The organism is Maribacter sp. 1_MG-2023 (genome assembly GCF_030547005.1).
In the GTDB taxonomy this organism is placed as follows: domain Bacteria; phylum Bacteroidota; class Bacteroidia; order Flavobacteriales; family Flavobacteriaceae; genus Maribacter.
Genome location: NZ_JAUOPN010000001.1, coordinates 163,347 through 188,247, shown reverse-complemented (window position 1 = coordinate 188,247; position 24,901 = coordinate 163,347). Strand labels below are relative to the sequence as shown.

Below are 24,901 nucleotides of genomic sequence, written 5' to 3'. Positions count from 1 at the left end.
TAAAAAAGGGTTCTCTAATATCAAATGGAACTTATTACTTTTATAACAACATTTGCGTTATGGAAGAGATTGTTTTAGAACTTAAGGATGCCTCTATTTTTCAAAAAGAGAGTTTGGTGTTGAGTGAAGTAACTATAAAAATTGCAAAAGGGGAGTTTGTATACCTTATTGGTAAGACCGGTAGCGGTAAAAGTAGCTTCATGAAAACGCTATATGGCGATTTACCTTTACAAAAAGGTGAAGGTCATGTAGTTGACTTCGACCTTAAAACATTGAAGGAAAAAGATATTCCGTTTTTACGTAGAAAACTAGGTATTGTTTTTCAAGATTTCAAACTACTACCAGACCGAAATATCAACCAAAATATGGCTTTTGTTTTGAAGGCAACTGGCTGGACAGATAAGGTTAAAATGGATACCCAAGTATCAAACGTGCTTGAAAAAGTGGGTATGAAAACCAAGGGATTTAAGTTTCCGCACGAACTTTCTGGTGGGGAACAACAACGTATTGCCATTGCACGTGCATTATTAAATGACCCAGAACTGATTATTGCCGATGAGCCAACCGGAAACCTTGATCCACAAACCAGTGTAGAGGTTATGAAGGTATTACAGGAAATCAATAAATCTGGAAGAACTATTTTGATGGCAACCCATGATTACGCATTAATACTAAAATTCCCATCTAAAACAATTAAGTGCGACGCTAACAAAGTATTTGAGGTGGTGCAGAGAGCGGTTTAGACACTTAAATATATGCCAAAGATTGTACTTAAAACTCTGATAAATGCAAAGAAAGAAATTGTCTTTGATTTATCGAGGAGTATCGATCTTCATAAAATTTCTACAGAGCATACAGACGAAGAAGCTATTGCCGGAGTTACAAGCGGGTTAATTGGATTAAACGAATGGATTACTTGGCGCGCTAGACATTTTGGCATTAATCAAAATTTAACTACTAAAATAACCGAATTCGAATACCCTAATTTCTTTTCTGATGAAATGGTAAAAGGTATTTTCAAAAGCTTTAAACACGAGCATCATTTTGAAAATCATAAAAATGGGACATTGATGATTGATTATTTTGACTACCAATCACCATTGGGATTTTTAGGAAAAATTGCAGATAACTTATTCCTGAAGAAATATATGACAGATTTGTTGGCGAAACGAAACACTACCATTAAACAATTTGCCGAATCTGATAAATGGAAACAGATAACAACGTTTAAAACAACGAAAGCATGATTGCACGAATTTGGGAAGGTAAAACCAAAATAGAACATCTTGTTGAATATGAAGATTTTATGAAGAGTCGTGCTATTCCTGATTATAGCAAAACCTCAGGATTCATTAAATTAATGTTTTTAAAAAATTCTGACCATCAATACGCATACTTTAAACTCATAACTGTCTGGGAGAACTTAGAAGTCATTAAAAATTTTGCAGGTCAAGATTATGAAATAGCAAAATATTATCCAGAAGACAAAAAATATCTTATCGATTTTCCAGAACAAGTTACTCACTTTGAAATCTTTGCAGATTAATTAAACACAATACATTGCCATATGAAAAACCCTGAAAAAAAACGTTTGGATCAACAACATACCGAAAAAAAAGATTGGTTAAAATGGGGTCCTTATTTAAGTGAACGCCAATGGGGAACGGTACGTGAAGATTATAGTGCAGGTGGCGATGCTTGGAACTACCTACCACATGACCATGCAAGAAGTCGCGCTTTTCGTTGGGGTGAAGATGGTATAGCTGGCATAAGCGACCGTTATTGCAATATGTGTTTTAGTATTGGTTTATGGAATGGTAAAGATCCTATTTTAAAAGAACGCCTTTTCGGTTTAACAGGTCCCCAAGGTAATCATGGAGAAGATGTAAAAGAGCTGTATTATTATCTAGAGAATACACCGTCGCACTCATATATGAAGTATTTGTACAAGTATTCTCAAAAAGAATATCCGTACAATCAATTAATCGACGAAAACCAAAAACGTAATCGAAAAGAGCTAGAATTCGAGTTATTGGATACCGGTATTTTCGATGACAACACCTATTTTGATGTTAGCACAGAATATGCAAAAGGCGATGAAACTGATATTCTTATTCAAATTACCATAACCAATAGAAACTCAAAACCTGCACCTATTACCTTATTGCCGCAAATGGTGATGCGTAACCATTGGTCATTTAAAGAAATGCCCAAAAAACCGACCATCACTCAACAAGGGACAAAAACTAACCCATCTGTTCACATAGACCACCCTTACGTGGGTAAATACAACCTCTATTTTCAAAAAGCAGCGCAGTTATTCTTTACGGAGAATGAAACCAATAGAGAAAAGGTTTATGAGGATAAGAATGATCATCCGTTTAAGAAAGATTTGTTCCATACCGCTGTATGTAATAATGATTTTGACCTGGCAACAAAAAACAATTCAGGTACCAAATTTGCGCCGTTATATCAAGTTATTTTAGATGGTGGCGAATCAAAAATATTCCAACTTCGTTTAACCGAAGAAACACTTGACACACCTTTTTCAGACTTTGATTCCATATTTAAAAAGAGACAAAAAGAGTGTGCTCAATTCTATGATGAAATAGCCCCAAAAGCAACGGAGGATAGGAAGGCTATTCTAAAACAAGCATTTGCAGGTTTACTTTGGACGAAGCAATACTATAACTACGAAGTTGAAAAATGGCTAGATGGTGACTACAAAACTACTCCGCCGCCAAAAGAAAGATTAGAAGGTCGTAATAGCCATTGGAAAACACTGCGTAATCACGATATACTTTCTATGCCAGATGCTTGGGAATACCCTTGGTATGCTGCGTGGGATTCTGCTTTTCACTGTGCATCGTTCGCATCTATAGATCCAGAATTTGCGAAAGACCAACTACTATTGTTCACCAAAGAATGGTACATGTCGCCTAACGGACAAATACCTGCTTACGAATGGAATTTTAGTGATGTGAATCCGCCAGTACAGGCATGGGCAACTTTGCAAATTTACGGCACCGATAAATCTATTACCGGCGTGCCCGATATCAAGTTCTTAAAACGAATGTTCAATAAACTCAATTTGAACTTTAACTGGTGGGTGAACCGTTTAGATAGAAATGACAACAATGTTTTTCAAGGCGGATTCTTAGGTTTGGATAATATCGGAGTATTTGATCGTAGCCATGGTGTACCCGGTGGCGGATCACTAGACCAAGTAGATGGTACTGCTTGGATGGCAATGTACAGTCTAAACATGTTAGAAATCAGTTTACGTATTGCAGAACATGACGATTCGTATGAAGATATGGCGACGAAGTATTTCGGACATTTTATATTCATAGCAGAAGCATTGAACAAAATGGATACCGACAAAGCCAATACTTGGGACGATGTTGAAGGGTTCTTCTATGACCGCTTAACGTTACCGGACGGACAATCAACCACCATAAAAGTTCGATCTATTGCCGGTATGTTGTCATTGGCTGCGGTACTTACAATCAAGAAAAGTGTCTTAGATAAATTCCCGAAATTTAAGGCAAGTGTTCTTTGGTTTAAAAAGTACCGTGCAGAGAATTTAAAATATGAAGTGATACAACAGTATGAAGAAAATGGTGATTTACTTCTATCGTTAGTACCAAAAGACAGAATGCAAAAATTAGTTGCTGCACTCTTAGATGAGAAAGAATTTTTGAGTGAATATGGCATTCGATCATTATCTAAAATACATGAGAAAGCGTATCAAATTCATATCGATGGCATAGATTATTCTATTGATTATGAACCTGCGGAATCTACCGTTTCGTTATTTGGTGGTAATTCTAACTGGCGTGGACCTATTTGGATGCCGATGAATTACTTATTCATTCAGGCATTACGTGAATACCAATGGTATGATGGCAATGATTTCTTGTTCGAATACCCAACGGGAAGCTCAAAATTACTCAATCTAAAACAGGTTAGTGATGAATTGAGCAAACGTCTTATTAAGATGTTCGAGAAAGATGAAACTGGAAACCGAGCCATCAATAAGAACTACGAGAAATACTACCAAGACCCTAATTTTAAGGACTTGGTATTATTCTACGAGTATTTCCATGGAGAAAACGGTCGTGGTTTAGGAGCATCACATCAGACAGGTTGGACAGCTTTAGTAGCCAACCTTATTGAGCAGTTAGAAGATGAAAGCTAATATTTTATAAGACAATATGTCAATTAAAAAACAGCTAATTAAGTGTAATAATTAATCAGTTAATCTGAATTGATGCAAAGAATTAAAATAAGTTAACGACGGCATAAACGTATTTAAAATAAAAAGCGAGGTGTAAAAAAACCTCGCTTTTTGTTAGTTTCTATACTAGTTTATGTTTAACTATTTTCATCTAGCTCCATAACCAAATTCGCAATTAAGGCAGTCCAACCTGTCTGATGAGATGCGCCTAACCCTTTACCGGAATCACCATCAAAAAATTCATAAAAGAAATGCTCTTTTTTAAAGTGCTTATTTTTAGTAAATACATGATTAGTATCTTCTGAGTGGTACACAAACTTACCATCTTCATTAGGCTCAAACAGTTTGATCAATCTTTTAGATATCTCATTTGCAATTTCGTTCAAGTTCAATTTTACCCCAGAACCTGTTGGAAATTCATATACATATTGTTTACCGTAGTATGAGTAGTATTTACGAAGTGATTGAACGATCATGTAATTTAAAGGCAACCAAATTGGTCCACGCCAGTTAGAGTTACCTCCAAACATGTTAGATTGACTTTCCCCAGATTCATACGAAATTTGATGATGCCCGTTATGTTGAAAAACATACGGATGTTCTTCATGATATTTTGAAAGTGAGCGAATACCATAATCGGACAAGAACTCTTTTTCATCCAATAAACGAAACAACAATTTCTCTAATCGGAATCCGCGCATAATCGAGAACAGATAATTACCATCTGAATTAAATTCTTCGATATTAGAAATCAAAGAAGCCAAATCTGGTCTAGTTCTTACAATTTCTGCAGCTCTAACTTTAAAGTGCTTTAGCTCATCGAACAAATCTTTATGAATGATCTCTACAGCGAACATTGGTATAATACCAACCAATGACCTCACTTTTAATCGGTCTGTATTACCATTCGACATTTCTACAACATCATAATAGAAATTATCTTCATCATCCCAAAGTGAAATATCCTTTTGACCGATGTGATGCATTGCCCATGCGATATTCAAGAAATGTCTAAAGAATTTAGCCACACTATCCTCATAATTCGGATTCTCTTTTGCTAACTCAAGAGACATTCGAAGCATATTCAAGGTAAACATCGCCATCCAACTAGTAGCATCTGCCTGTTGCATACGTGTTATACCCTCTGGCATATGGTTACGATCAAAAACTCCAATATTATCTAATCCTAAGAATCCGCCTTCAAAAAGGTTGGTTCCACTTTTATCTTTTTGGTTGACCCACCAAGTAAAGTTTACCAATAACTTCTGATACGCTTTTTCTAAAAAGTTTGTATCGCCTTTACCTGTTCGTTTTTTATCTTTCTCATAAACTGTCCACACTGCCCATGAATGCACAGGTGGGTTTACGTCACTAAAATTCCATTCATATGCCGGTATTTGCCCGTTAGGGTGCATATAGCTTTCCTTAAGCACCAACAGTAATTGTTCTTTAGCAAAATAAGGATCTATTTCTACAAAAGAAGCCATGTGAAAAGCAAGATCCCAAGCGGCATACCAAGGGTATTCCCATTTATCCGGCATTGAGATTACATGCCTATTGGTCAAGTGTTCCCAATGCTTATTCCTAGAATCTGTTCTATAGGGTTTTGCTTCACCAGGTCCACCAAATAACCATTTATATACATCATAGTAGTAGAACTGCTTCGTCCAAAGTAAACCAGAAAAAGCTTTCCTAGCAATCTCTTGTTGCTGAACCGGAAGTTCTTTTTTTAAGATATTACCATAAAACTCCTCACACTCTTTAATTCTCTTTTCAAAAATAGCATCATAATCATCCCACGGATCGGCAAGTTTCTTTTTACTAAGACGGACTTTTATTGATTTTTCTTCTCCAGATTTTAAACGAAGTTTATGCCATACGGCAAATTTGGAACCTTTTTTATCTGGATTAACCGTAGGTTGCCCATCAACAACATGGTCATTGATACCATCTTTTACGTATTCGACCTCATTAGGTACACCATAAATACGTTGGTTGTTAGTTTCGTTCTCACAGAAAAGCTGATCTCCATTCTCATGATAAAAATAATAACGACCATTTCGCGTACTACGAGACTGTACAGAACAATCTGAAATAGATTTCATCTCAGGTCGTTCAAACCTGTTGTTATGCTTCCAAAAATTACGAAACCACAAATGCGGAAGTACGTGAATATTAGCAGCTCTTGGACCTCTATTAACTACAGTAACCTTCATTAAAATATCACCAACATCTTCCTTGGCATATTCTATAAAGCAATCGAAATAAGTATTATTGGCAAAAGCCTTAGTATCTAAAATTTCGAATTCAGCTTCCTCACGACTTCTGCTTTTATTCTTTCGAACCAGCTCGGCATATGGAAACTTCTTATGCGGATACTTATATAAATACTTGGCGTACGAATGCGTAGGCGTTGATACCTGATGAAAATAGAGTTCTTTTACATCTTCACCATGGTTACCTTCATCATTGGTTAAACCAAAAAGGCGTTCTTTTAAAATGGAATCTTTTCCGTTCCAGAAAGCAGGCGCTAGACATAGAATTTCTCTAGAATCGCAAAAACCGCCAATGCCTTCTTCTCCCCATCTATAGGCATTACTTCTGGCTTTGTCATGACCAACAAAACTCCAAGCATGCCCTTCGGGACTATAATCTTCCCTTACAGTACCCCATTGGCGCTCTGCCAAATAAGGACCCCATCTTTTCCAGTTTTTATAATTATCCTCAACGGCTAATCTTTCTTCCTCAGCATTTTTATGGACCATAAAGTCTTTTTCAATTATAATAATCTTCTATCAACTTCATCTGCGCAAAAGCAGTATAAAAAGTTGAATAAATTTAATGTCCAAATTAAAGACATAAGGGCAAAAATACTATATGTTATAGTATAAGATTGATTAACGCATTCATGAAGTGATTAGTATTACTTAATCGCAACTATTCAACCAATTACATTGTTAACTTGTTAAAGTTAATACTGTTATACTGTGAACCTCATAAACTTAAATAATTCTGTTTTGGAAAATTTTATAACAGATTGTTAAAATATACAGTTTCAAAACTATTTTACAATTGCACTATCCACCTTGTCCGTTTTCTAATTTCATTGAAAAATAACAAAAGATAACGGAAAATATTATTAACGTAAGCACATAAAAAACAATGCCATGTCTTGCTTTTTTCTTAACAAAAAACAAGGTAGCAAACACTATTATAAATATAACATTAACAGCTATAAAAACTGGAAATAGCACCTCTTTACAAAACTCATCAAATTCGGTAAGGTGACCATCTGGAAAACCGATATTAGAACTTGTATAATATACAATCATCAATACGAATACACTAATAAGGACACCTATACCGGCAAATTTACGCTCTGTCATTTTTTGTACATCTTTCTCTGCTTGCTAAATATATCATTTTACTAATTATTATATATTGCCTTAGAAATAGCTAATCAACTACACTACTTTTGACTTTGTTGCTTTGTATACAGTTTCAAGAATAAAACAGAAAACAATAATACCCAATGCGGTTAAAACCCCTACTCTATTCTCAGAAAACTGCTGAATAATTAATGTCGAAAAAGCCAAAAAACAAAGTATACTTGCCAGTAAATGAATATAACTTCTAGATTCTAGTTCTTTGTGTTTTTTGTAACCGATGTAATTTACGATGCAAAAAATCAACAAAAATCCTGCACTGCCGGCTGTTGATATACTTTTAAGATTAAACAGATTAACCAATGCAATTGACAGCAATGCAGTTATTAAAAACCCTACGGGTTTACCCCAAAACATATGGCAAAAATACTTAGGCAACTCGTTATCTTTAGCGATGTCATAATTGACCCTACCACTACCTAACACGGTAGCGTTAATAGCTGAAAAAGTGGAAATCAATGCCGTAACGGTCATTACAGTAAAACCAATTTGACCTAATGTTGGCTCTGCGGCTTTTGCCAATACATAATCTTGGGCATCTGCTATCTGATCAAATGGTAAGACACCAACAGTTACGATAGCAATAAGAATATATAATATGATTACAAAACCAACAGCACCAAAATAAGCCTTGGCTGTATTCTTCTCTCTATCTTTTAAATCGGATACCGAATTGGCAATTAATTCAAAACCTTCATATGCAACAAAAATGACCATACCACCAGAAAGTATGAGCATGGGGCTTTCCCAATTTTCGGGTGACAATTGGTGTAAATTTTCTGGATGAGCAGATAAGCCATAAAAGCCTACGCCAATAAATGCAACTAGAATACATAGTTTTATAATCACTGCCATAGACTCAATCTCACCAACCAGCTTAACACTTAAATAGTTAATGAGTAATGCAAATAGCAATATGGATGTTTGAAATATACGTGCATCGATTTCTTTTGAACCTGAAAGCGATAGTAATTCGGTCGCATACGATCCAAATGCCGATGCGTATAGCGCAAGCATAACAATGTAACTGATCCATAAAAGATTATTGATACCGCCAGCGAAAATTCCGTTTCCAAAATGTTGATGCACAAACTTAACCGTACCGCCATTTTCTGGATACTTCTTTGAAAGTTTAGCATACGAATAAGCGGTTAGCAATGCTATAATACCGGCCCAAAGAAATGCTATTGGTGTTGCACCTTTTGCCAAAGCAACTGCCAGCCCAAGAACGGCAAAAATTCCACCACCGACCATACCGCCTATACCTATAGAGATAGCATCTTTAAGTCCGATTTTCTTATCCATTTCCCTGTACTTTAGTTCATAATATTAATTACGCACATCAGTTTCTAGAATGGCGTACTCAAAACTATCTGACCATCCGGATTGCAAGGGGAGAATTTTTCTCTTTCTTCCTTCTTTCATCATTCCTACTTTTTCCATCACTTTTGCAGAACCTATGTTGTCTACAGCACAGCCTGCTTCTATTCGATGTAGTTTAAGCACAGGAAATCCGTAGTTCAATACCGCTTTTAAAGATTCTGTCGCATAGCCTTTGTTCCAATAATCGAGATGTAATTTATACCAGACCTCAGCTCTGTTATATTTTTTGGGACCTAATCGTAGTCCGAATAAACCTATAAATTCATCATTCGTTTTATGCTGAATAGCAAAGGTGTGATTTCTGATTTCTGTAGCGTTATTATCCTCTATCCAAGGAGTTATTACCTTATGGGTTTCTTCTAAATTTTCAGGAATACCAAGAGTATTAAACTCGTCTGTTTCTGGTATGGAATGTAAGCAATGAATAACTTCTGCATCTGCCACATAAATTAGCCTTAATATTAATCGATCTGTTTGTATTTCGAGTTTGTTCATGGCTGATGTGATACGTATTGAAACTATAAATATACCTTCAAATATAGGTGTTGAAGATTTTAATTAACAGGTAAATAAATTACGAAATTAGAACCTTTGTCTTTCTTGCCAATAGCATGAATATAACCATTATGTTTTTCAACTATCTTTTTACAAATGGAGAGTCCGATACCTGTACCTGAATATTCGGTTTTGGAATGTAGCCTTTGAAACACCTCAAATATATTACTACCAAATTCGGGTTCAAAGCCAATACCGTTATCTGCAAATGAGATTTTATAATAGTATTCTGTAGTCTTACTAAAGTTTTCTACAATTTCTGAATTTCGTACCTTTTTAGAGCTAATGACTATTTTGGGAGCTACATCTTTTTTGCTATACTTTATAGAATTACTAATAAGGTTCGTACAAAGTTGTTCTATTTTAAAAGGTATACCCTGAATAACAGGCAAATTCTCGTAAGAAATAGAAGTACCGGTATCTTTAATGAGTTGCGATAATTCATCTTCAATTTTCCCTATAATTTCACCCAAAGAAATATTTTCGAATTTTGAATTAACCTTATCTATTCTTGAATAGGAAAGTAAATTCTGTATCAATTCTCGCATTCTAAACGTACCATCTTTAATCTTTCCAAAATAATTTTGAATACTGGCAGGCATGTTCTTTTCATCATCGTCTTCTATTCGAGAAATAAACATTTGAATTTTGCGTAAAGGCTCTTGCAAATCATGACTAGCTACTCTATTAAAAGATTCTAGCTCTTCATTACTAAGCTTCAATTTCTCATAACTATCAATAAGTGCTCTATCTTTTTCTACACGGCTAGTAATATCTTGCACAATACCCACCGATACAGGTCTATTGTCTATTTCAACATATTTTCCTTTTAAATCTAAATGCCTTACGCCTTTCGTCTTGGTAAAAACACGGTATGCAAAAACGGTAGATGTACCTTTCTCTTCTACATTGGCACCTATTGACTCAAATATGGCAATATCATCTGGATGCACAAATTCTTTGTAAGAGCTAAAAGTAACCTCAAAGCTATTGGGCTCAACCCCAAGAATTCTATAAAAGTTATCAGAAACCGTTGCTGTACCATCATCTAAATACCAAATAAAACTACCTACACCCGCTACATTTTCAGCCTCTTTAAAAATGGTGTTTTGAAGGCTTAAGTCTTCATTCAGTTTTTTGAGCTCTTCTTCAGCTTTTTTAATTTTTGAAGTATCCCAAGCGGTATTTGTAATTCCGTTAGCAGATTTTACAATCGTATTAAAAATGTATTTTTTTTCACCTTCAAACGTATATACACTCTCATGCTCTTGGGTATTGCCACTAACATAACACTCTTTCATTAATGCAAAAAGTCCGTTTTCCAAAACCATTGGGTACATCTCTAAAAGTGAGCCACCTATAATATCATCTTGTTCTGACCCTGTTACTTTTTCTATGGCATTAGAGGTATACCTAAATTGAAAATCGATTATATTATTCTCTTTATCAAAAATGGGCTCAAAATGGCTAATAACATTGTTAGAGCTTTTATAAACTCCCTTTAAAAACTCTTCTGTTTCTTGTAATTTTTTATTCTGAACAAAAACCTGGCTGTTTACTTCTTGAATTTCACCTTTCTGTTTGTAAATACTTATAAAGCCTATTAAAAAAATACCCAAAGCCGTTAGAGCAACCAACAAAGATGACATGGGTGTTAAGAACGATTGCGATGTGTATTCTTCTTTACGAGCAACCATTAAGTAGTTCTCTTCAGATAACATTCTATCTTTTATGACCTGAGACTCCGCCACAATTTTAGATATTCGTTCATTGCGTTTATAGCGTAAACCAGCAAGATGAATTAATATACTATCTTTTACTTCCAAACTATCTTGTGAACCAATAGCATCAACGATGGTAGTAGTGTCTATTTCAACCTTAATTCTGTCTCGTAAAAGTTGTAATGCTTTAACGCGCTCTTGTTGGGCATCATTATCTGCCGTAAGTGTATTCAGCCTATCTAAAGACTGACCCATTTCTGTAAACACAATTGCAGAAAGATTACTCTCTTCGGCTTTAAAAAGTTTTTTAAGTTGAATAGCTTCTACCTCTAAAAATTTAGAAGAAAGCTCTACAATAGTACGCTGTACCTCTAGCGTGTGCGAAACTAAATCTCCCGTTTTATGAAGTCTATTAACTTGCTTATACCCCACACTAACAGTGTACAATAACAAGGCAATAGCCAAAACCAGTAAGATAATATAGGTTTTTGCCGAACCGATAAGCGACTTTAGCTTCATCATAATCTTACTAGAAAAAAGGCTTTTCATTTTTAGTAACTAGTTAAAAGGGGGGTATTACCAATTATTAAAATTTCAATAAATGAATATACCTCATTTTGGTATGATCAGATTCAAATTTTTAAATAAATATGAAAAATGAATTTCTTGAAATAAAAAAAACATACTGTAATACCTAATACGAACATCTAAAAATTTCTCTTAGAGTCAGCTAGTATTTGGCAACATAGTTCAGCACGAGTATTTAGTGTCACAAAAAATAAAGCCCGATTTCGTAAACTATGGAAATCGGGCTTTTATAAAATTAATACTTTCTAATTAATCTTGAAATGCCAATGTATCGGTTTCTTTTTGAGCACTTTTCTTTTGCTCTTCTACTATATCTTGAATAAACTCGTCTATTTGATCCTTAGTAACATTAGGCATACAAATTACGTGTGTAATGTCATCGGTGGCTAATTGCCATTTCTTTTTAATAGCATCGGCAACTTTAGGTAGTACAACGGTAATCGCCCCTTCGTTCTTCCATGCGTTGATGCCTATTTTTAAAAGTTCTTGTTTACAATACTCGGCAGTTTCTAAACTATGACGATACCGTTCTTCTAAACCTTTTACACCCATTTTCTTTATCGCGTACCACAGAAACAACGGACTATGACCATTTCTTGAACCTGTAATAGTAGTGTCTAATGAACCTATATATGATATGCCCCTTGCTATTCTATCTCTCAATGAACGTTTTGCGATTATAACACCAGAAGGAAATGGAGACCCTATAAACTTATGCCCACTGATAGAAATACTATCTGCACCATCTTGAAAATCAAAAGGAATTCGTGGTTCTATAAAAGGACCGTAAGAACCCGCCAAAGCAGCATCGCAATGTATATAGTGATTTTGAATAGCCAATTTCTTCAAAATTCTTTTCACCTTAGAAACATCATCTTTCGCCTCGGTCATTGTCGTACCAAATGTGGTTAGAATAATAGCCGGCTTATCTCTGTTCAATTGCAAGGTATTCTCTAAATCATCATAATCTAGCTCCCCATTCTCTTGTGCTCTAATGGTAATACTCGGCAGGTTCAATAAATGAATATTTTTCTTCACACTGTAATGTGTAGATTCAGAAAAATATACCATTGCCTTTGGGTGAGATTCTCTTGCCAGGTACAAGCCGTACAGGTTACTTTCTGATCCACCATTGGTTACATACCCCCAAAAATCATTAGGATCTGCTCTGTATAATTTTGCAAAAAAATCGACCACTTCACGCTCCATTTCATGTGTTTGAACCTTATACGTATTATCTTCATAAGGATCACCGACATTATTAATGGGATGCTTTAAAAACTCGTATAATCTTGAATAATCAAAATCCTTTGCGACTGGGTAACCTATAACTCTATCTTTCTCTTGAATTAGTTTGGTTAACAGCTCATCTATCTGTTGCTCGTTATTCATATTCATTGTGGTTTGCTATACATATTACAATACTGTAAAATTACTATTACTGATAATAAATTACTTTATATAAAGTATATATAGAATATTGAACTGATATACTTAATTTAACAGTTCCAAAAAACTGCTTAAAGGCGCGTTGAGTTGGATAACAGAAAAATAAACTGGTATGGATACGATTGATAGCAAAATATTGATGCAACTACAAGAAAATGCTAAGCAAAATACTAAAGAAATTGCGGCTAAAGTAGGGTTGAGCGTTACCCCTACCTACGAAAGAATTAGAAAGCTAGAACAGCAGAAAATTATTAAAGCCTATGTCGCCTTACTAGATAGAACGAAAATTGAAAAAAAATTAATCGCTTATTGTCAAGTGACCTTATCGAAGCAACAAAAGAAATTGGCAGACAGTTTTAAAGAGCAAATATTGCTTCTACCCGATATTATGGAATGTCATCAAGTATCTGGTAATTTCGATTATTTATTGAAAATCGCTTTAGATGATATAGCGGAATTTCATGAATTCATGAATGAAAAACTATCTGTTATTGACGGAATTTCTACCATACACAGCTCGTTTGTATTGAATTCTGTTAAAGATAGCACTGCTTATAATTTGTAAAATAAAAGGGGTAAAGAAAAGAGATTAAGAGTTATAATGACTGATTTGATAACTTATTTTAATCTTCCATTTCGGAAAAATATACTTCTTTAAATTCGTAAATATAATCAACATCAAATGGTATAGGTTCAAGATGCGCATGAAAATCATCATATATTTTACCAGTGCCTTTTTTAATTTTATAGCTAGACTCTTGAGATTCAGACACTACTTCAATATCGTAAAAATCTTCATTCTCTCGTATAACTATGTCTTCTTCAAAACCCTCTAAATTACCAATCGCTTGTTTTACAAAATCGATATCCTTTTTGATATCTTCTGTTAAGTTAAAATAGGGAATCGTTCGTTCAATGGGATAATTGTAAGGATTTGCTACGGAGTTTTTATACGTAGTTTGCGTAGTAATATTCACCCCAACATCAAAATAGTAGATTGTATTCATAGGAAGATATTTATATTGATTTCTAAAAGAAACATATACTTCTTCGCCATTTGATAATACCGTGGCCGACGTGAAATTTTCGAGACTTATAGTACCCCCAATTGACTTTAAAGCTAGTGTTAAAATAGCATCTTTACCCATTTTTATTACCTCCAATACCTCTTTTGACATTTTAGGATTTTTTTCTTCCGTTTGCTGCGCATAACAAACTGAAGCAGTTTGCATGAATAAAATAAATATTAGGCTTGTGATGATTTTCATTGATTGTAAATATTTTACCAATAAATCTAATTAACTATTAGATATTCATTTATCCATCTGATGTTTTTATTTTACCATTATCGGTAAGGTTAACAATATACCTTTGCATCTCAGAAGCGTCTAAAATCATATCCAATAGGTCGTAAACACTCCCTCTAATTAAAGAATATGAGTTATTGAATAACAAGGATAGTGGAATATCTGAATTCCTTACTTTAATTTTAAATTGTTAAAATTATCAATCATATTTCCTTTATATGAGCTTAGTATTATCAACAGCTTCTATAACGCTATCTGCAGGTTGATCACACGAATACTGTAGTAGCAATTATTGCTGATATCAAAAATAGTAAAGTCTCAAAATCCCTATAATAAAAAGGGTTTTAGATTATTCTTTCATTATCAAGCATTGGCACTATACTTATACTTTGATTAAATCTAATAATAATATAGAACCTACAAGGTATACGTCATTACTTAATGGATTAACATAAATAGATGCTTTGAAAGGGATTGAAATATTTTTGGTGTCAATAATAGTTTTATAAAAAGACACGCCTAAATCATTAAACCCTGGTTTATTTCCGTAAAATGAAGGACCACCAATATCGTTCCAACTGAATGAATACCCGGCATGTGCTTGAATTTTGGTGTTCTTTAATTTCCAAGTGTATTGCAAATTAATATACTGAGAATAGCGTTGTTCTCCTCTTCTTAATAATATATCATTAGCATCATCTTCAGCTAATGAAGGTCTATCCCTACCAAATATAAATGTAGAAGAGGTTAAATCAAGATGTTTTGTAAGTTGTACATTTACCATGAAATCTAATATACCTCTGGTAATTTCAGGGTTAAGATCAAAAAAACCTGAAGGTGTGGGAATGTTTGTAATACCTTGGGTATAGTTATAATACCAATCTAGTCTGATGTTATACTTTGGCTTATAGTACATTAATATTAAATCGGTCTCACTATAGCCACCATTAAATGAGGCGCCGCCGTAAAAACCAAGTACAAACTCTCCATATTTTACCCCAGCTAGAGTAGAAAAAACAGGTGCTTTTGAAGGCAATAAACCACGAAACACATTCATGGTTTTCAAGGAAAAAGACATATCCCAAACAACTTTATCATTTGTATCCATGCGGATAATACTGTCTTGTAATAAGCTATTTTCGTTCTGTGCTTTAATTTTAGGAATAAATAATACAATAAAGCAAAACAACAATAGCTTTAGAGGCTTCTTTTTTAGAATAGTATTCATAGAAATAGTTTTTTAAAATTGAGTTCTTATTTAGGAAAAACAAAATTAATTTGAGCTCTAATACCAAAGTTTGCTTTTGCACCTTCTGGAGCAATTAAATTAAATCTTGGACCTACCTGCAATTGGACTTTTTGTTTTCCTAGGCTTGTAATTCCTGAAATAGAAGGGGAAACCATAAAGTACTTTGACTAGCTTCCCAGTTTTGAGTGTACTCTGCTATAAAAGAAACACCAGCGCCAGAGGCCCAGTTATGAGCAATAAACGGCTGTATAAAAAACTGATTTACATCTGGTCTATCACTACTACCTGCAACACTCCATAATTGATTTACTAATACACCATAAGTATTTGCACCACTTTGTACTAAGGCCACGGCAGATGGTCCTATACCAAATTTCTTAGTTGTTAGAAAATCATCTGTACCTGTAGGTATTAATAATGCTGGTCCAACACCCCAAGTGATTTTTGATTTTGTTGGACTTAAAAATGCCGTTACTACGGCGTCAGATAAACCTGTTTCAGATTCTCCAACACCTGTAATATTGTATTGTGAAACTACAGGCAATACCACACGGGTAATAAGGATTACATTTTCTGAGAGTTGAAATGGAAGTACAGGTTGAATATTAACCGTATATCTTGACCCGTTGAGATCACCAATACCAAAATCCATATTTTGTTGGAATGGCACACTAATTAAACTTGCTATTGGATTGGCTAGTTTTTGTGCTAATGCCTCTGCATTATTATTTTTTTCGTCTTGTGAAAAGGATACGCTCCAAATTAAAAGAAGTACGATGAGGAATAAATTTTTCATAACTTGCATTTTAATTTTTTTTAAAAAATCAAACTTTTGATAAAATTCTAATGTTTATTCTTTTCCTTGTTAAAGCATAAGGCATGGTAGATTCTGGTACATCTTATTAGCCTTATGCCTAATTTAAATTTTAATACAGTTCTTTATTCTTAGCTAGGAACAACTAGAAATAATATTTTTATTTAGCATTATAATTTTTCTAAATCCTATTCATCAAAGAGCCCAGATGTCGCGATAGGCCTTAAGAAGCGGTGTATAGAATCATCTGGCGCGTTGGTTGAGAATGCGGCGATTACGAGGTCACGATCTGGTGATACATAAATGGCTTGAGACTGAAGACCCGATTTCCAGATATCTCCATCCTCCCATACACCATCCCATTGCCTGCTATTACTGATGACATCATCATTATTAAGTCGACTCACGAAGACTGGCCCATCAAAGCCATTGCGAAAGAAATCACGTCCGCGAACTCCGTTTCGTATGCGTTCTATAATATCCGTGGTTACAATCTGTTCTGTAGAAATCTTTTTCCAACTTGGAGTATATAGCATACCGAACCGTGCAAAATCTCTGAGCCTGCTGGATACCACACCATGAGTTGCCGCAACTCCCCCAGGGGAAAGGTGAAGGTTCAGAGGTGCATCAGCTCCTACTTTCGACCATATTTTCTGGCTAACGAGTTGAGCGAAAGGGTCGCCTGTAACAGCTTCACATAGTAGCACAAGCATCTCTGTTGTAGGAGAACCGTATTCTAATTTAGTCCCAGGAGGGCCAACAGGTTTTGCATCTTTCAGCACATCTACAACAGCCTCATGTTTCCCATTATATTCGATGCCAAACTCGGCAAGAAAAAGTCGTGATGCAATAGAGTTCGGATCGGCGCGCGTCTCGTCATTTTCTTCTGAATTGAGACCAGGAGTCATATCCAGTACATCAATCACCTTGATATCAGCCCAACCTGTATCACGGAATTCTGGCATATGGTCTCCCATTGTTTTCTCTTGATCAATTTTCCCTTCTTCGATAAGCAGATCTACCACAAGACTCGCTATAGGTTTAGCTGAGGACATCCACACATGAGAATCCCATGGATTCATGCCCGGATAAGTTTCATAAACCACTTGTCCTTTGTGTATAACAATGAATGCTGCTGCGTAACTTTCAGGGTGCACCATAAATTCATCTAGCGATAAGGTACCGAAGTGCTTGGTATTTGCCTTGATCTTTCCAACCTCGGAATTGAGGTTCTCTTCAAGAGGCATGTTAGGCTGACGCACAGGTAAAATAGCGGTTTGCATCACCTCAGAAGTTCTCATGGACCACCAAACGGATGCATCTCCTCCTGACAAAAGATACGGAAGGGTATAGTTAGCCCTGAATTCTTTCAATTGTTGTGCTGTGAATCCCTTTTTAAAAGCTTCAATAGGTGTGCGCTCTTGCTTTGCTTTGATTTTATTTTTAGTTTCAGTCATAGGTGTAACCGCTTTTCCTGATTTATCTTCTTTAGCCTCCTTGCTGTTGCATGCCAAAATGAATAGACCTAATATGAAAATATAAATTATTTTTTTTAATATTTCATTTTCTAATTTTATAATTAAGCTTCATATTGTACAACATCTTTTTGTCTTAACATGCATTTCTCCAAAAATTACCAAGGTAATGGCACAACCGGTGAAATCTGTAGACGTATTTGATGCTGAGGTCCAAAAGTATCAGGAGAGGCTACATAGTACCAATATTGTAAGCTTATTTTAACGGGGAGTTTGCCAAACCTAGTTACTTTATTCAACCCAGTGGCGATAGGTAATGCTAACCTTTCCCCTTTAGGTGCATTGTGATTGTAAGACCAAGTGGGCTGTCCTGTAATTTGCCATGCATTTTTTAAGTTAACAACATAAAAATATTGTCCTGCGGTTATACTGGCAGATTGTATTCCTGTCGATGCGGCCCACATATCGTCTCCTAATATGGTAAAACTATCAACATCTGCATCACCAACCTTGTTAACACTCCATGAGTGACTAAACATGGCACCAACAACTCCCCATTTAAGTATTTGAGCTACCATGATTTCAGGTCCTAACATGGTGTAATTGGAACGTAAAGCTTTATCTGACGCAGTACGAAAACTACCAAAAACACCTACAATACCAATGGTTTTGGAGGGAAATGTTTTTCCTATAGCGATATCAGCACTAATATTACCAAGACTAGCGCCTTTATTCTCGAATCCATTGGCGCCAAATACCGGTTGGGATAAATAAATGGGGATATTAGGTCTTACAAAAAGATTTACTCCTTTACCTAAAGGTACAGGAAGACTAGGTTGAAAATTCATTACATAACCATTTTGACTTCCAGAATCTGGGAGGTTCCCTTGATAATTTACATAATCCCACTGTAATGCCATTTGACCTAAGGTGTTGTTAGGGTTTGCTAATTCTTTCGCTATTGCTGCAGCATCTGCTGGATCTTTTTGATCGTCGTCTTGTGCCCGCAATAGACCCGCGCCTAATACTAAAATTAAAAAAAGTAATGAGGACTTCATTGTTGTAAAATTTTTCATAGTTTTTTTTGTTTTAAACTGTTAAAAGAATGAAATCTGCCTGCATTTTTGGGTTTTTAAAAATTTGAGTAAAAAGTGTTTACTTTAAATGATGAGTGTGCCATCTTCTTGTTGTAGCTTTCTCATAATTTTTGAATTATACGTAACACTTTACCTAGACTGTTAGTTATCTATCTTACTTATTAGAGATTTCAACCCAATGGCCAAACCGATATTTACTATACCTGCTAGCATTAAGCCAAACCCTATCCAATAGGTAATTGCTAGGGTGCCAGCCAATAAATTATTGGTAAGAACAAAACCTACAAGAATAGTAAATATGCCTCCTACTAATCCTAGCCACCAATGTGCTGCACCTTCCTTTTTGTCTTTGAATGCATTAACAGCATTCATAACACCTGCAACAATTAACCAAAAACCAACCACAAATGGGAGTGTTGCAGCAGTAACTGCTGGATTAGACAATAAGATAAAGGCAACAAAAACATCAATAAGACCAATTGTTAATGTCCATCCCCAATTTTCTTGGGTGTCTTTTGCTGCAATTGACATAAAGATTTGAGTGATCCCTATAAATAACAAACTTACGCTCAGATAAATGGCAAGACCAACTATTGATCCTACAGGGTGCCTAAATACCATGATGGCTAAAAGGATTAAAACAATACCTCTTATTAAAGTTAGCCACCAATATTTGTTCAGTGTTTTCATAAATTTTATCTTTAATAATTATACTTTGATTAATTCTTTATGTTGAATTTAATTCCCTAAGACCATTTAATGTGCTGCTTAAAAATCAAATTTTGCCATGGTCTGAATTCTACTCGCGTCTCCAAAAGCGTTGTTGTTGGTTCTTTGAGCTCCCCACATATATTCAGCACCTATAGAAAAGTTTTTATCTAATTTGTAAATTAGATTGAGATGCCCTACGCCACCTCTTTTTAAAGCAAAAGGTGCTCTGGAATCTGGGGCATCTAACCAACCGTAGGCATAATTAAAATTAGATTCTAGTTTAGGATGCCATCTGTGCATAAACCCAGCCATTATAGCTCCCGCTTGCATTGGGTCTAGTTTGCCTTCCGCGTTTAAAACGGCATTGGAATTACTACTAGAAAAGGCGATTATATTGTTTCCATACGCTTCACCATAGCTTAAATTATAGGTAAAATAATTGTTGTCACCAATGTATTGCCTTCCCGCAATTACAAAATCATACTGTAGCGTTTGGTCTTTAGGGCCGGTTGAGCCACCATCCCAACGCAATTGAGCAACACTAGATCCTAAAAACATTACGCCAGACTTCCACCTATAATCTAATCGTATAGCCAACAAGGGGAGTTGCTGAGAAGCCTGACCTGCCAAATCGTTAGGATTTTCAATTCCTAGAGTAGCTAAATTTTCAAGGGCAATAGCAAGTTTTAATTTATCATTTAATTGTTTTTGATATCTAATTTGTGTGGATCGTCCTCCAAAGAGGGCGTCTCCTGCTGCAAAATCCATCATAAAAGCCATAGATTCAAGCAACGACAGTGTTGTCCAGGTTTGGCCTATGATAAAATCGCCTGCAGTAATATAAGCATGCCTTAATCTAAATTGATTTCCAGCCGTGTAAAAATCACCTTCAATAAATAACTCTAAGGGCAACTGGTTTTCTCCAGAACGTCTTACATCTATATTAACTCGAGTTTCTTTGGCAAAAAAAGAAATATAGCCTTCGTTGTCATACTCTGGCTGCCCTTCAACAGGAATGGTGGACATCAAAAATTGGTTTTTATCTAACGTTCCATCAAAATCATAAATAAAATCTGCTTTTAAATAGCCTCCAATTTTCATTCTAAAATCCGTACCGAACATTGGCCAAGAACCCGAAAAAGAAGGATCAATTAAACGTTCTTTGGCGGTTTTTATGAGCTGCTCTTTAAGGTCTTTATTAGGTGTTACTAATTGCCCCTTAACAGAATCTTTTGATGTTTCCTCCTGAGCATACATCCCTAAAGGTATTTGTAGACCGAGCAAAAGAATTAATAAACTAAAGTTTCTCAATGTTTCAATTTTAAAATGTTATTAATGTCATTTTTGATATAAAGACCATTTAATTGATGATGTTCTTATAAACTTTGCCATCTTTCATAATGAGCGCAATATTATCAGTGGCATTTGTTAGAATGGTGATATCCTCTAATGGGTTTCCATTGATAAGCAATAAATCAGCGTAAGCTCCAACTTCAATAACCCCTAGTTTTTTTGGATAAGGATTTTTAGGTCCTGACATAGCTAGCAATTCTCCTCCTTTGGAAGTTGCCTGACGTAGTATTTCTACTGGAGAAAACCACTTACTTCTGTGTTTAAATTCTTCATTCATACGAACAATCATTGAAGGGTCGGTTATAATATCTGATCCAAATACGATGTTATCAAAACCAATCTTTTTGGCTATGGTAAACATGTTATCAATACCAGCATAGGCCTGTCTGTGCTTATTGGCTTGATCTTCCGTATAGCCTTTTGGGATAAAAGTGAATACGATCACTTGTGGTGATAACCATATGTCTTTATCTTTCATTAATTGAAGCGTTTCTTCATTCATAAGTTGACCATGTTCAACGCACCTTACTCCGTTATCAATGGCTCTTTTTACGCCTTGGTTGTTATAACAATGTACAGTTACGTAAGTTCCGAAGTCTTCGGCGGCTTGTACCGCAGCTTTTACCTCTTCTGGTAAAAATTCAACAACTTCAAGAGGATCCGAATAAGAACCAGTGCCTCCTCCTAATGCCAATTTAATTTGCGATGCACCCTGTCTTAGGTTTTCACGAACAGCTTTAAGCATTTCAGGTACACCATCTACCACTGCCATATCTCCGTAACGCGTAAGCGGATCCCAAATACCACCAACCAACTGCGACGACATACTTGGCATTCTATGGTCGGAGTGACCTCCCGATTGCGAAATCATTGGCCCAGAAGGATAAATACGAGGCCCTAAAATATGCCCTTGATCTATAGCCTTTTTTAAACCAAAGGTGTTGCCAGATACGTCTCTTGTTGTAGTATAACCATTCATCAAATACGTATGCACCGTTTCTGTTGCACGGTACGCATAGTATCGCGTGTCGCTAGTGAGAAGCTCAGGTGCTGACATTTGCAGCATAAGGTGCTCATGCATGGCTATAAAACCAGGAGTCATTACCCTACCTGCAGCATCAATTAATTTAGCTCCTTTAGGGGCTTTAATCTTCTCGCCAATTTGCTCAATAATATTGTTCTTAATAAGTATATCTTGTCCTGTTACTAAGTCTTCTGATATACCGTCAAAAATTGAGGCATTTGTTATTAGAGTTACAGTTTCGGTCTCCTGCGCATACGTATTTGAACACAATAGTAGCAACACACAAATGCTCGTAATTAGATTTTTAATTGTTTTCATGGATAATGTATTTTTATTCGTAATAAGGCTAGTTCCTAAATTAATTTTAATAAGGTTAATGTATCAGTTTCATCTATAATCTCTAATCTCGCCAAAACTCCGTTATCTCGTTCTTCCATATAGAGTTCTATGGGATTGTTTATGGTGTGTGTAAAACCATTTAGCATTATCATGATGTTATTTCCTTTTCCTAAAGGATCATAATTAATAGACTGAAAGGCTTTTTGCTCTACTAAAGTGCTGCCGTCTATTTCTATATCAGTAAGTCGCCCAAGGTTACCTGATGTTAGTGCTTGAAAACGATCTTGACAATTATTTAATTCAATCTTTTTTCTAATACTCATATTGCAATTTTTTATCTAATAAAAGTTAAATTCCGTCTTTAATTAGGGTTCTTCGTGTTAAAAGTAAATAGGCCCAGTACGGCGATGATATTGAGCACTGTTCCATATCCATTAATAGCCACAGCGGTAACGTAAGCAGTAAAACTTGCATAGTGCTCTAGACCAGAGTCCATATATCTCATAATATTACCAACTACACCACCCCCACCAAAGGCCAAAATAGCAAGCCCCATAGCTATTCGGTACATTAGTTTTCTTGGTAATTTTGCCAAGTATAGACCGAATCCATAGAGCGCAAATAAGGCTAATGAAGGAACCATAGGAGCGGCGCTTAAGGGTTCGCCAGTTTTATGCTCTATCCATGCGCTAATCAATAAATAGGACACAGAGGCCACGGCAAAAATTACCTGAAGAAGAACCAGTTTCTTAAGTTTTATCATTATTTCTAGCTTTTAGACACCCATTAATCTGATAACGTGTTTTTATAAACTTTCCCATCCTTCATGATTAAATCTAAATTTTCATGAGGTTTTGCCAATATGGAGATGTCATCTAATGGATTTCCATTAATTAACAATATATCTGCAAAAGCACCTTCTTCAATTTTACCAACAATTCCAGGATACGGACTTCGGTCTCCTGATAATTGTAATAATTCACCAGAATTAGCTGTGGCTTGAGTTAAGATTTCAGCTGGGGTAAACCATTTGGCTCGCTCAACAAATTCTCTATTTTGATCAGCAGAAGCTTTCGAATTTACCACTACATCTGTTCCAAATACCATTCTCAACTTATGTTTTTTGGCTAGTTTGAACATGTTGTCAAGACCATCTGTTACCATTTTTCCTTTAGCTAATCGTACGGGGCCAAGATCAGGTGAAAAGGTAAGGTATACTACTACTTGAGGACTCAGCCATACATCATTTTCAGCCATCAATTTAGCAATTTCATCATTTATTAAATTCCCGTGTTCTATACATTTAACACCACCCTCAATAGCTTGTTTTACACCATCAATAGTATAAACATGTGCTAGCACGTATGTTCCAAATCCTTCAGCAACTTCAACAGCTGCTTTAATCTCGTCAAGAGTAAATTGCCTTCCATCTATTGGGTCAAATTCGGTCCCAACACCTCCAGCAAGATGCATTTTAATTTGAGAAGCACCTTTCTTTAGATTTTCTCTAGCTGCAACAAGTACATCATCTCTCCCATTAACAATTCTACTATATCCAAGGCGCTCAAGATTATTTTCGGGTCCGCCAAATTCTCGTGGCTCCATATGCCTTGGATTGGCATCTCCATGACCTCCAAATTGAGAAATAGCTCTTAAACTAGGCCATACCCTTGGCCCAGCAATTTCCCCGCGATCTGCGGCTAGTTTTGCACCCCAAGAAGCACCACCTACATCTCTAATACTGGTAAATCCGCGCATTAAAAGTCTTTCGGCTTCTAATCCTGCTTGAATACCTATATAATCTAAATCTGGAGCATAAGAACCCGCCATATCCATAACTGGAACACTGGCAAGACTTAAATGGTAGTGCATGTCAATAAAGCCAGGCGTTAGCGTTCTTCCTCCTGCATCTATAATTTTTGAATTTGCATCTTGGGTTATTACAATACCCTTAGCAATTTGTTCAATTTTATTACCTCTAACGAGCACATCTTTACCTTCGACAAGTTTATCGGAGCCATCAAATATTCTGGCATTAGTAATAAGGGTTACAGATTCAGTCTCTTGTCCACTAACAGAAAAACTAAATGCTGCTAAGGCAATAGCAACGACGAAAAATTTATTGATTATTTTATTCATTATTCTAAATG

22 protein-coding genes are annotated in these 24,901 nt (G+C 35.6%); 5 read left to right on the top strand and 17 right to left on the bottom strand.

Features of this window, described 5'->3' with window-relative positions:
* Positions 1-59: 59 nt before the first annotated feature.
* Genes Q4500_RS01000 through Q4500_RS00985 form a run of 4 tightly spaced genes read left to right on the top strand, consistent with a single transcriptional unit; the run spans position 60 to position 4,201 of the window.
* A complete protein-coding gene (locus Q4500_RS01000) occupies positions 60-743 on the top strand; it encodes a cell division ATP-binding protein FtsE (RefSeq protein ID WP_303597894.1) in 684 nt (227 codons plus the stop codon).
* Positions 744-755: 12 nt separating this feature from the next.
* Positions 756-1,247, top strand: a complete 492-nt coding sequence (locus Q4500_RS00995; protein ID WP_303597893.1) for an SRPBCC family protein — start codon at positions 756-758, stop codon at positions 1,245-1,247.
* Positions 1,244-1,546: an antibiotic biosynthesis monooxygenase gene (locus Q4500_RS00990; RefSeq protein ID WP_303597892.1), complete on the top strand. Its 303-nt coding sequence runs from the start codon at positions 1,244-1,246 to the stop codon at positions 1,544-1,546. The genes Q4500_RS00995 and Q4500_RS00990 overlap by 4 nt, the downstream gene beginning before the upstream one ends.
* A gap of 21 nt (positions 1,547-1,567) precedes the next feature.
* A complete protein-coding gene (locus Q4500_RS00985) occupies positions 1,568-4,201 on the top strand; it encodes a glucosidase (protein WP_303597891.1) in 2,634 nt (877 codons plus the stop codon).
* Between the two features lie 176 nt (positions 4,202-4,377).
* Here the strand turns inward: Q4500_RS00985 and Q4500_RS00980 are convergent, their stop codons facing one another.
* The 6 genes from Q4500_RS00980 to Q4500_RS00955 all read right to left on the bottom strand — a co-directional run bounded on the left by Q4500_RS00980 (position 4,378) and on the right by Q4500_RS00955 (position 13,325).
* Positions 4,378-7,005: a glucosidase gene (locus tag Q4500_RS00980; RefSeq protein ID WP_303597890.1), complete on the bottom strand. Its 2,628-nt coding sequence runs from the start codon at positions 7,003-7,005 to the stop codon at positions 4,378-4,380.
* A 312-nt stretch (positions 7,006-7,317) separates the two neighbouring features.
* Entirely contained in the window at positions 7,318-7,626 is a 309-nt protein-coding gene (locus Q4500_RS00975; RefSeq protein WP_303597889.1) for a hypothetical protein, read from the bottom strand.
* 78 nt (positions 7,627-7,704) lie between these two features.
* Positions 7,705-8,991, bottom strand: coding sequence for an APC family permease (locus Q4500_RS00970; protein ID WP_303597888.1), 1,287 nt, complete (start codon positions 8,989-8,991; stop codon positions 7,705-7,707).
* A 24-nt stretch (positions 8,992-9,015) separates the two neighbouring features.
* Positions 9,016-9,564: a GNAT family N-acetyltransferase gene (locus Q4500_RS00965; protein WP_303597887.1), complete on the bottom strand. Its 549-nt coding sequence runs from the start codon at positions 9,562-9,564 to the stop codon at positions 9,016-9,018.
* Between the two features lie 59 nt (positions 9,565-9,623).
* Positions 9,624-11,894: an ATP-binding protein gene (locus tag Q4500_RS00960; RefSeq protein WP_303597886.1), complete on the bottom strand. Its 2,271-nt coding sequence runs from the start codon at positions 11,892-11,894 to the stop codon at positions 9,624-9,626.
* 288 nt (positions 11,895-12,182) lie between these two features.
* Entirely contained in the window at positions 12,183-13,325 is a 1,143-nt protein-coding gene (locus Q4500_RS00955; RefSeq protein ID WP_303597885.1) for a histidine decarboxylase, read from the bottom strand.
* 169 nt (positions 13,326-13,494) lie between these two features.
* Here Q4500_RS00955 and Q4500_RS00950 point away from each other — a divergent pair, with 169 nt between their 5' ends.
* Positions 13,495-13,947, top strand: coding sequence for an Lrp/AsnC family transcriptional regulator (locus tag Q4500_RS00950; protein WP_303597884.1), 453 nt, complete (start codon positions 13,495-13,497; stop codon positions 13,945-13,947).
* A 58-nt stretch (positions 13,948-14,005) separates the two neighbouring features.
* Here the strand turns inward: Q4500_RS00950 and Q4500_RS00945 are convergent, their stop codons facing one another.
* The 11 genes from Q4500_RS00945 to Q4500_RS00895 form a co-directional block, all read right to left on the bottom strand.
* Positions 14,006-14,650 (bottom strand): hypothetical protein, encoded by a 645-nt coding sequence (locus Q4500_RS00945; RefSeq protein ID WP_303597883.1) that lies wholly within the window; start codon positions 14,648-14,650, stop codon positions 14,006-14,008.
* 421 nt (positions 14,651-15,071) lie between these two features.
* A complete protein-coding gene (locus tag Q4500_RS00940) occupies positions 15,072-15,917 on the bottom strand; it encodes a hypothetical protein (RefSeq protein WP_303597881.1) in 846 nt (281 codons plus the stop codon).
* 139 nt (positions 15,918-16,056) lie between these two features.
* On the bottom strand, positions 16,057-16,734 hold the full coding sequence (locus tag Q4500_RS00935; protein ID WP_303597880.1) for a hypothetical protein: 678 nt from the start codon (positions 16,732-16,734) through the stop codon (positions 16,057-16,059).
* 206 nt (positions 16,735-16,940) lie between these two features.
* Positions 16,941-18,266, bottom strand: coding sequence for a serine hydrolase (locus Q4500_RS00930; RefSeq protein ID WP_303597879.1), 1,326 nt, complete (start codon positions 18,264-18,266; stop codon positions 16,941-16,943).
* A 119-nt stretch (positions 18,267-18,385) separates the two neighbouring features.
* Positions 18,386-19,303 carry a hypothetical protein gene (locus Q4500_RS00925; RefSeq protein ID WP_303597878.1) on the bottom strand — a complete coding sequence of 306 codons (918 nt, stop codon included), beginning with the start codon at positions 19,301-19,303 and terminating at the stop codon, positions 18,386-18,388.
* 162 nt (positions 19,304-19,465) lie between these two features.
* Complete coding sequence (locus Q4500_RS00920; RefSeq protein WP_303597877.1) at positions 19,466-20,014, bottom strand: HdeD family acid-resistance protein; 549 nt, start codon at positions 20,012-20,014, stop codon at positions 19,466-19,468.
* Positions 20,015-20,092: 78 nt separating this feature from the next.
* Positions 20,093-21,346, bottom strand: a complete 1,254-nt coding sequence (locus tag Q4500_RS00915) for a DcaP family trimeric outer membrane transporter (RefSeq protein WP_303597876.1) — start codon at positions 21,344-21,346, stop codon at positions 20,093-20,095.
* Positions 21,347-21,395: 49 nt separating this feature from the next.
* Positions 21,396-22,730 (bottom strand): amidohydrolase family protein, encoded by a 1,335-nt coding sequence (locus Q4500_RS00910; protein ID WP_303597875.1) that lies wholly within the window; start codon positions 22,728-22,730, stop codon positions 21,396-21,398.
* Positions 22,731-22,765: 35 nt separating this feature from the next.
* Positions 22,766-23,074 (bottom strand): DUF5335 family protein, encoded by a 309-nt coding sequence (locus Q4500_RS00905; protein WP_303597874.1) that lies wholly within the window; start codon positions 23,072-23,074, stop codon positions 22,766-22,768.
* Between the two features lie 38 nt (positions 23,075-23,112).
* Positions 23,113-23,514 carry a hypothetical protein gene (locus Q4500_RS00900; RefSeq protein ID WP_303597873.1) on the bottom strand — a complete coding sequence of 134 codons (402 nt, stop codon included), beginning with the start codon at positions 23,512-23,514 and terminating at the stop codon, positions 23,113-23,115.
* 23 nt (positions 23,515-23,537) lie between these two features.
* Positions 23,538-24,890 carry an amidohydrolase family protein gene (locus tag Q4500_RS00895; RefSeq protein ID WP_303597872.1) on the bottom strand — a complete coding sequence of 451 codons (1,353 nt, stop codon included), beginning with the start codon at positions 24,888-24,890 and terminating at the stop codon, positions 23,538-23,540.
* Positions 24,891-24,901 lie beyond the last annotated feature (11 nt).

Excerpts from the sequence above, each read along its gene's own strand:
- Q4500_RS01000 (WP_303597894.1), top strand. The coding sequence starts at position 60 with ATGGAAGAGATTGTTTTAGAACTTAAGGATGCCTCTATTTTTCAAAAA.
- Q4500_RS00995 (WP_303597893.1), top strand. The coding sequence starts at position 756 with ATGCCAAAGATTGTACTTAAAACTCTGATAAATGCAAAGAAAGAAATT.
- Q4500_RS00990 (WP_303597892.1), top strand. The coding sequence starts at position 1,244 with ATGATTGCACGAATTTGGGAAGGTAAAACCAAAATAGAACATCTTGTT.
- Q4500_RS00985 (WP_303597891.1), top strand. The coding sequence starts at position 1,568 with ATGAAAAACCCTGAAAAAAAACGTTTGGATCAACAACATACCGAAAAA.
- Q4500_RS00980 (WP_303597890.1), bottom strand. The coding sequence starts at position 7,005 with ATGGTCCATAAAAATGCTGAGGAAGAAAGATTAGCCGTTGAGGATAAT.
- Q4500_RS00975 (WP_303597889.1), bottom strand. The coding sequence starts at position 7,626 with ATGACAGAGCGTAAATTTGCCGGTATAGGTGTCCTTATTAGTGTATTC.
- Q4500_RS00970 (WP_303597888.1), bottom strand. The coding sequence starts at position 8,991 with ATGGATAAGAAAATCGGACTTAAAGATGCTATCTCTATAGGTATAGGC.
- Q4500_RS00965 (WP_303597887.1), bottom strand. The coding sequence starts at position 9,564 with ATGAACAAACTCGAAATACAAACAGATCGATTAATATTAAGGCTAATT.
- Q4500_RS00960 (WP_303597886.1), bottom strand. The coding sequence starts at position 11,894 with ATGAAAAGCCTTTTTTCTAGTAAGATTATGATGAAGCTAAAGTCGCTT.
- Q4500_RS00955 (WP_303597885.1), bottom strand. The coding sequence starts at position 13,325 with ATGAATAACGAGCAACAGATAGATGAGCTGTTAACCAAACTAATTCAA.
- Q4500_RS00950 (WP_303597884.1), top strand. The coding sequence starts at position 13,495 with ATGGATACGATTGATAGCAAAATATTGATGCAACTACAAGAAAATGCT.
- Q4500_RS00945 (WP_303597883.1), bottom strand. The coding sequence starts at position 14,650 with ATGAAAATCATCACAAGCCTAATATTTATTTTATTCATGCAAACTGCT.
- Q4500_RS00940 (WP_303597881.1), bottom strand. The coding sequence starts at position 15,917 with ATGAATACTATTCTAAAAAAGAAGCCTCTAAAGCTATTGTTGTTTTGC.
- Q4500_RS00935 (WP_303597880.1), bottom strand. The coding sequence starts at position 16,734 with ATGAAAAATTTATTCCTCATCGTACTTCTTTTAATTTGGAGCGTATCC.
- Q4500_RS00925 (WP_303597878.1), bottom strand. The coding sequence starts at position 19,303 with ATGAAAAATTTTACAACAATGAAGTCCTCATTACTTTTTTTAATTTTA.
- Q4500_RS00920 (WP_303597877.1), bottom strand. The coding sequence starts at position 20,014 with ATGAAAACACTGAACAAATATTGGTGGCTAACTTTAATAAGAGGTATT.
- Q4500_RS00910 (WP_303597875.1), bottom strand. The coding sequence starts at position 22,730 with ATGAAAACAATTAAAAATCTAATTACGAGCATTTGTGTGTTGCTACTA.
- Q4500_RS00905 (WP_303597874.1), bottom strand. The coding sequence starts at position 23,074 with ATGAGTATTAGAAAAAAGATTGAATTAAATAATTGTCAAGATCGTTTT.
- Q4500_RS00900 (WP_303597873.1), bottom strand. The coding sequence starts at position 23,514 with ATGATAAAACTTAAGAAACTGGTTCTTCTTCAGGTAATTTTTGCCGTG.
- Q4500_RS00895 (WP_303597872.1), bottom strand. The coding sequence starts at position 24,890 with ATGAATAAAATAATCAATAAATTTTTCGTCGTTGCTATTGCCTTAGCA.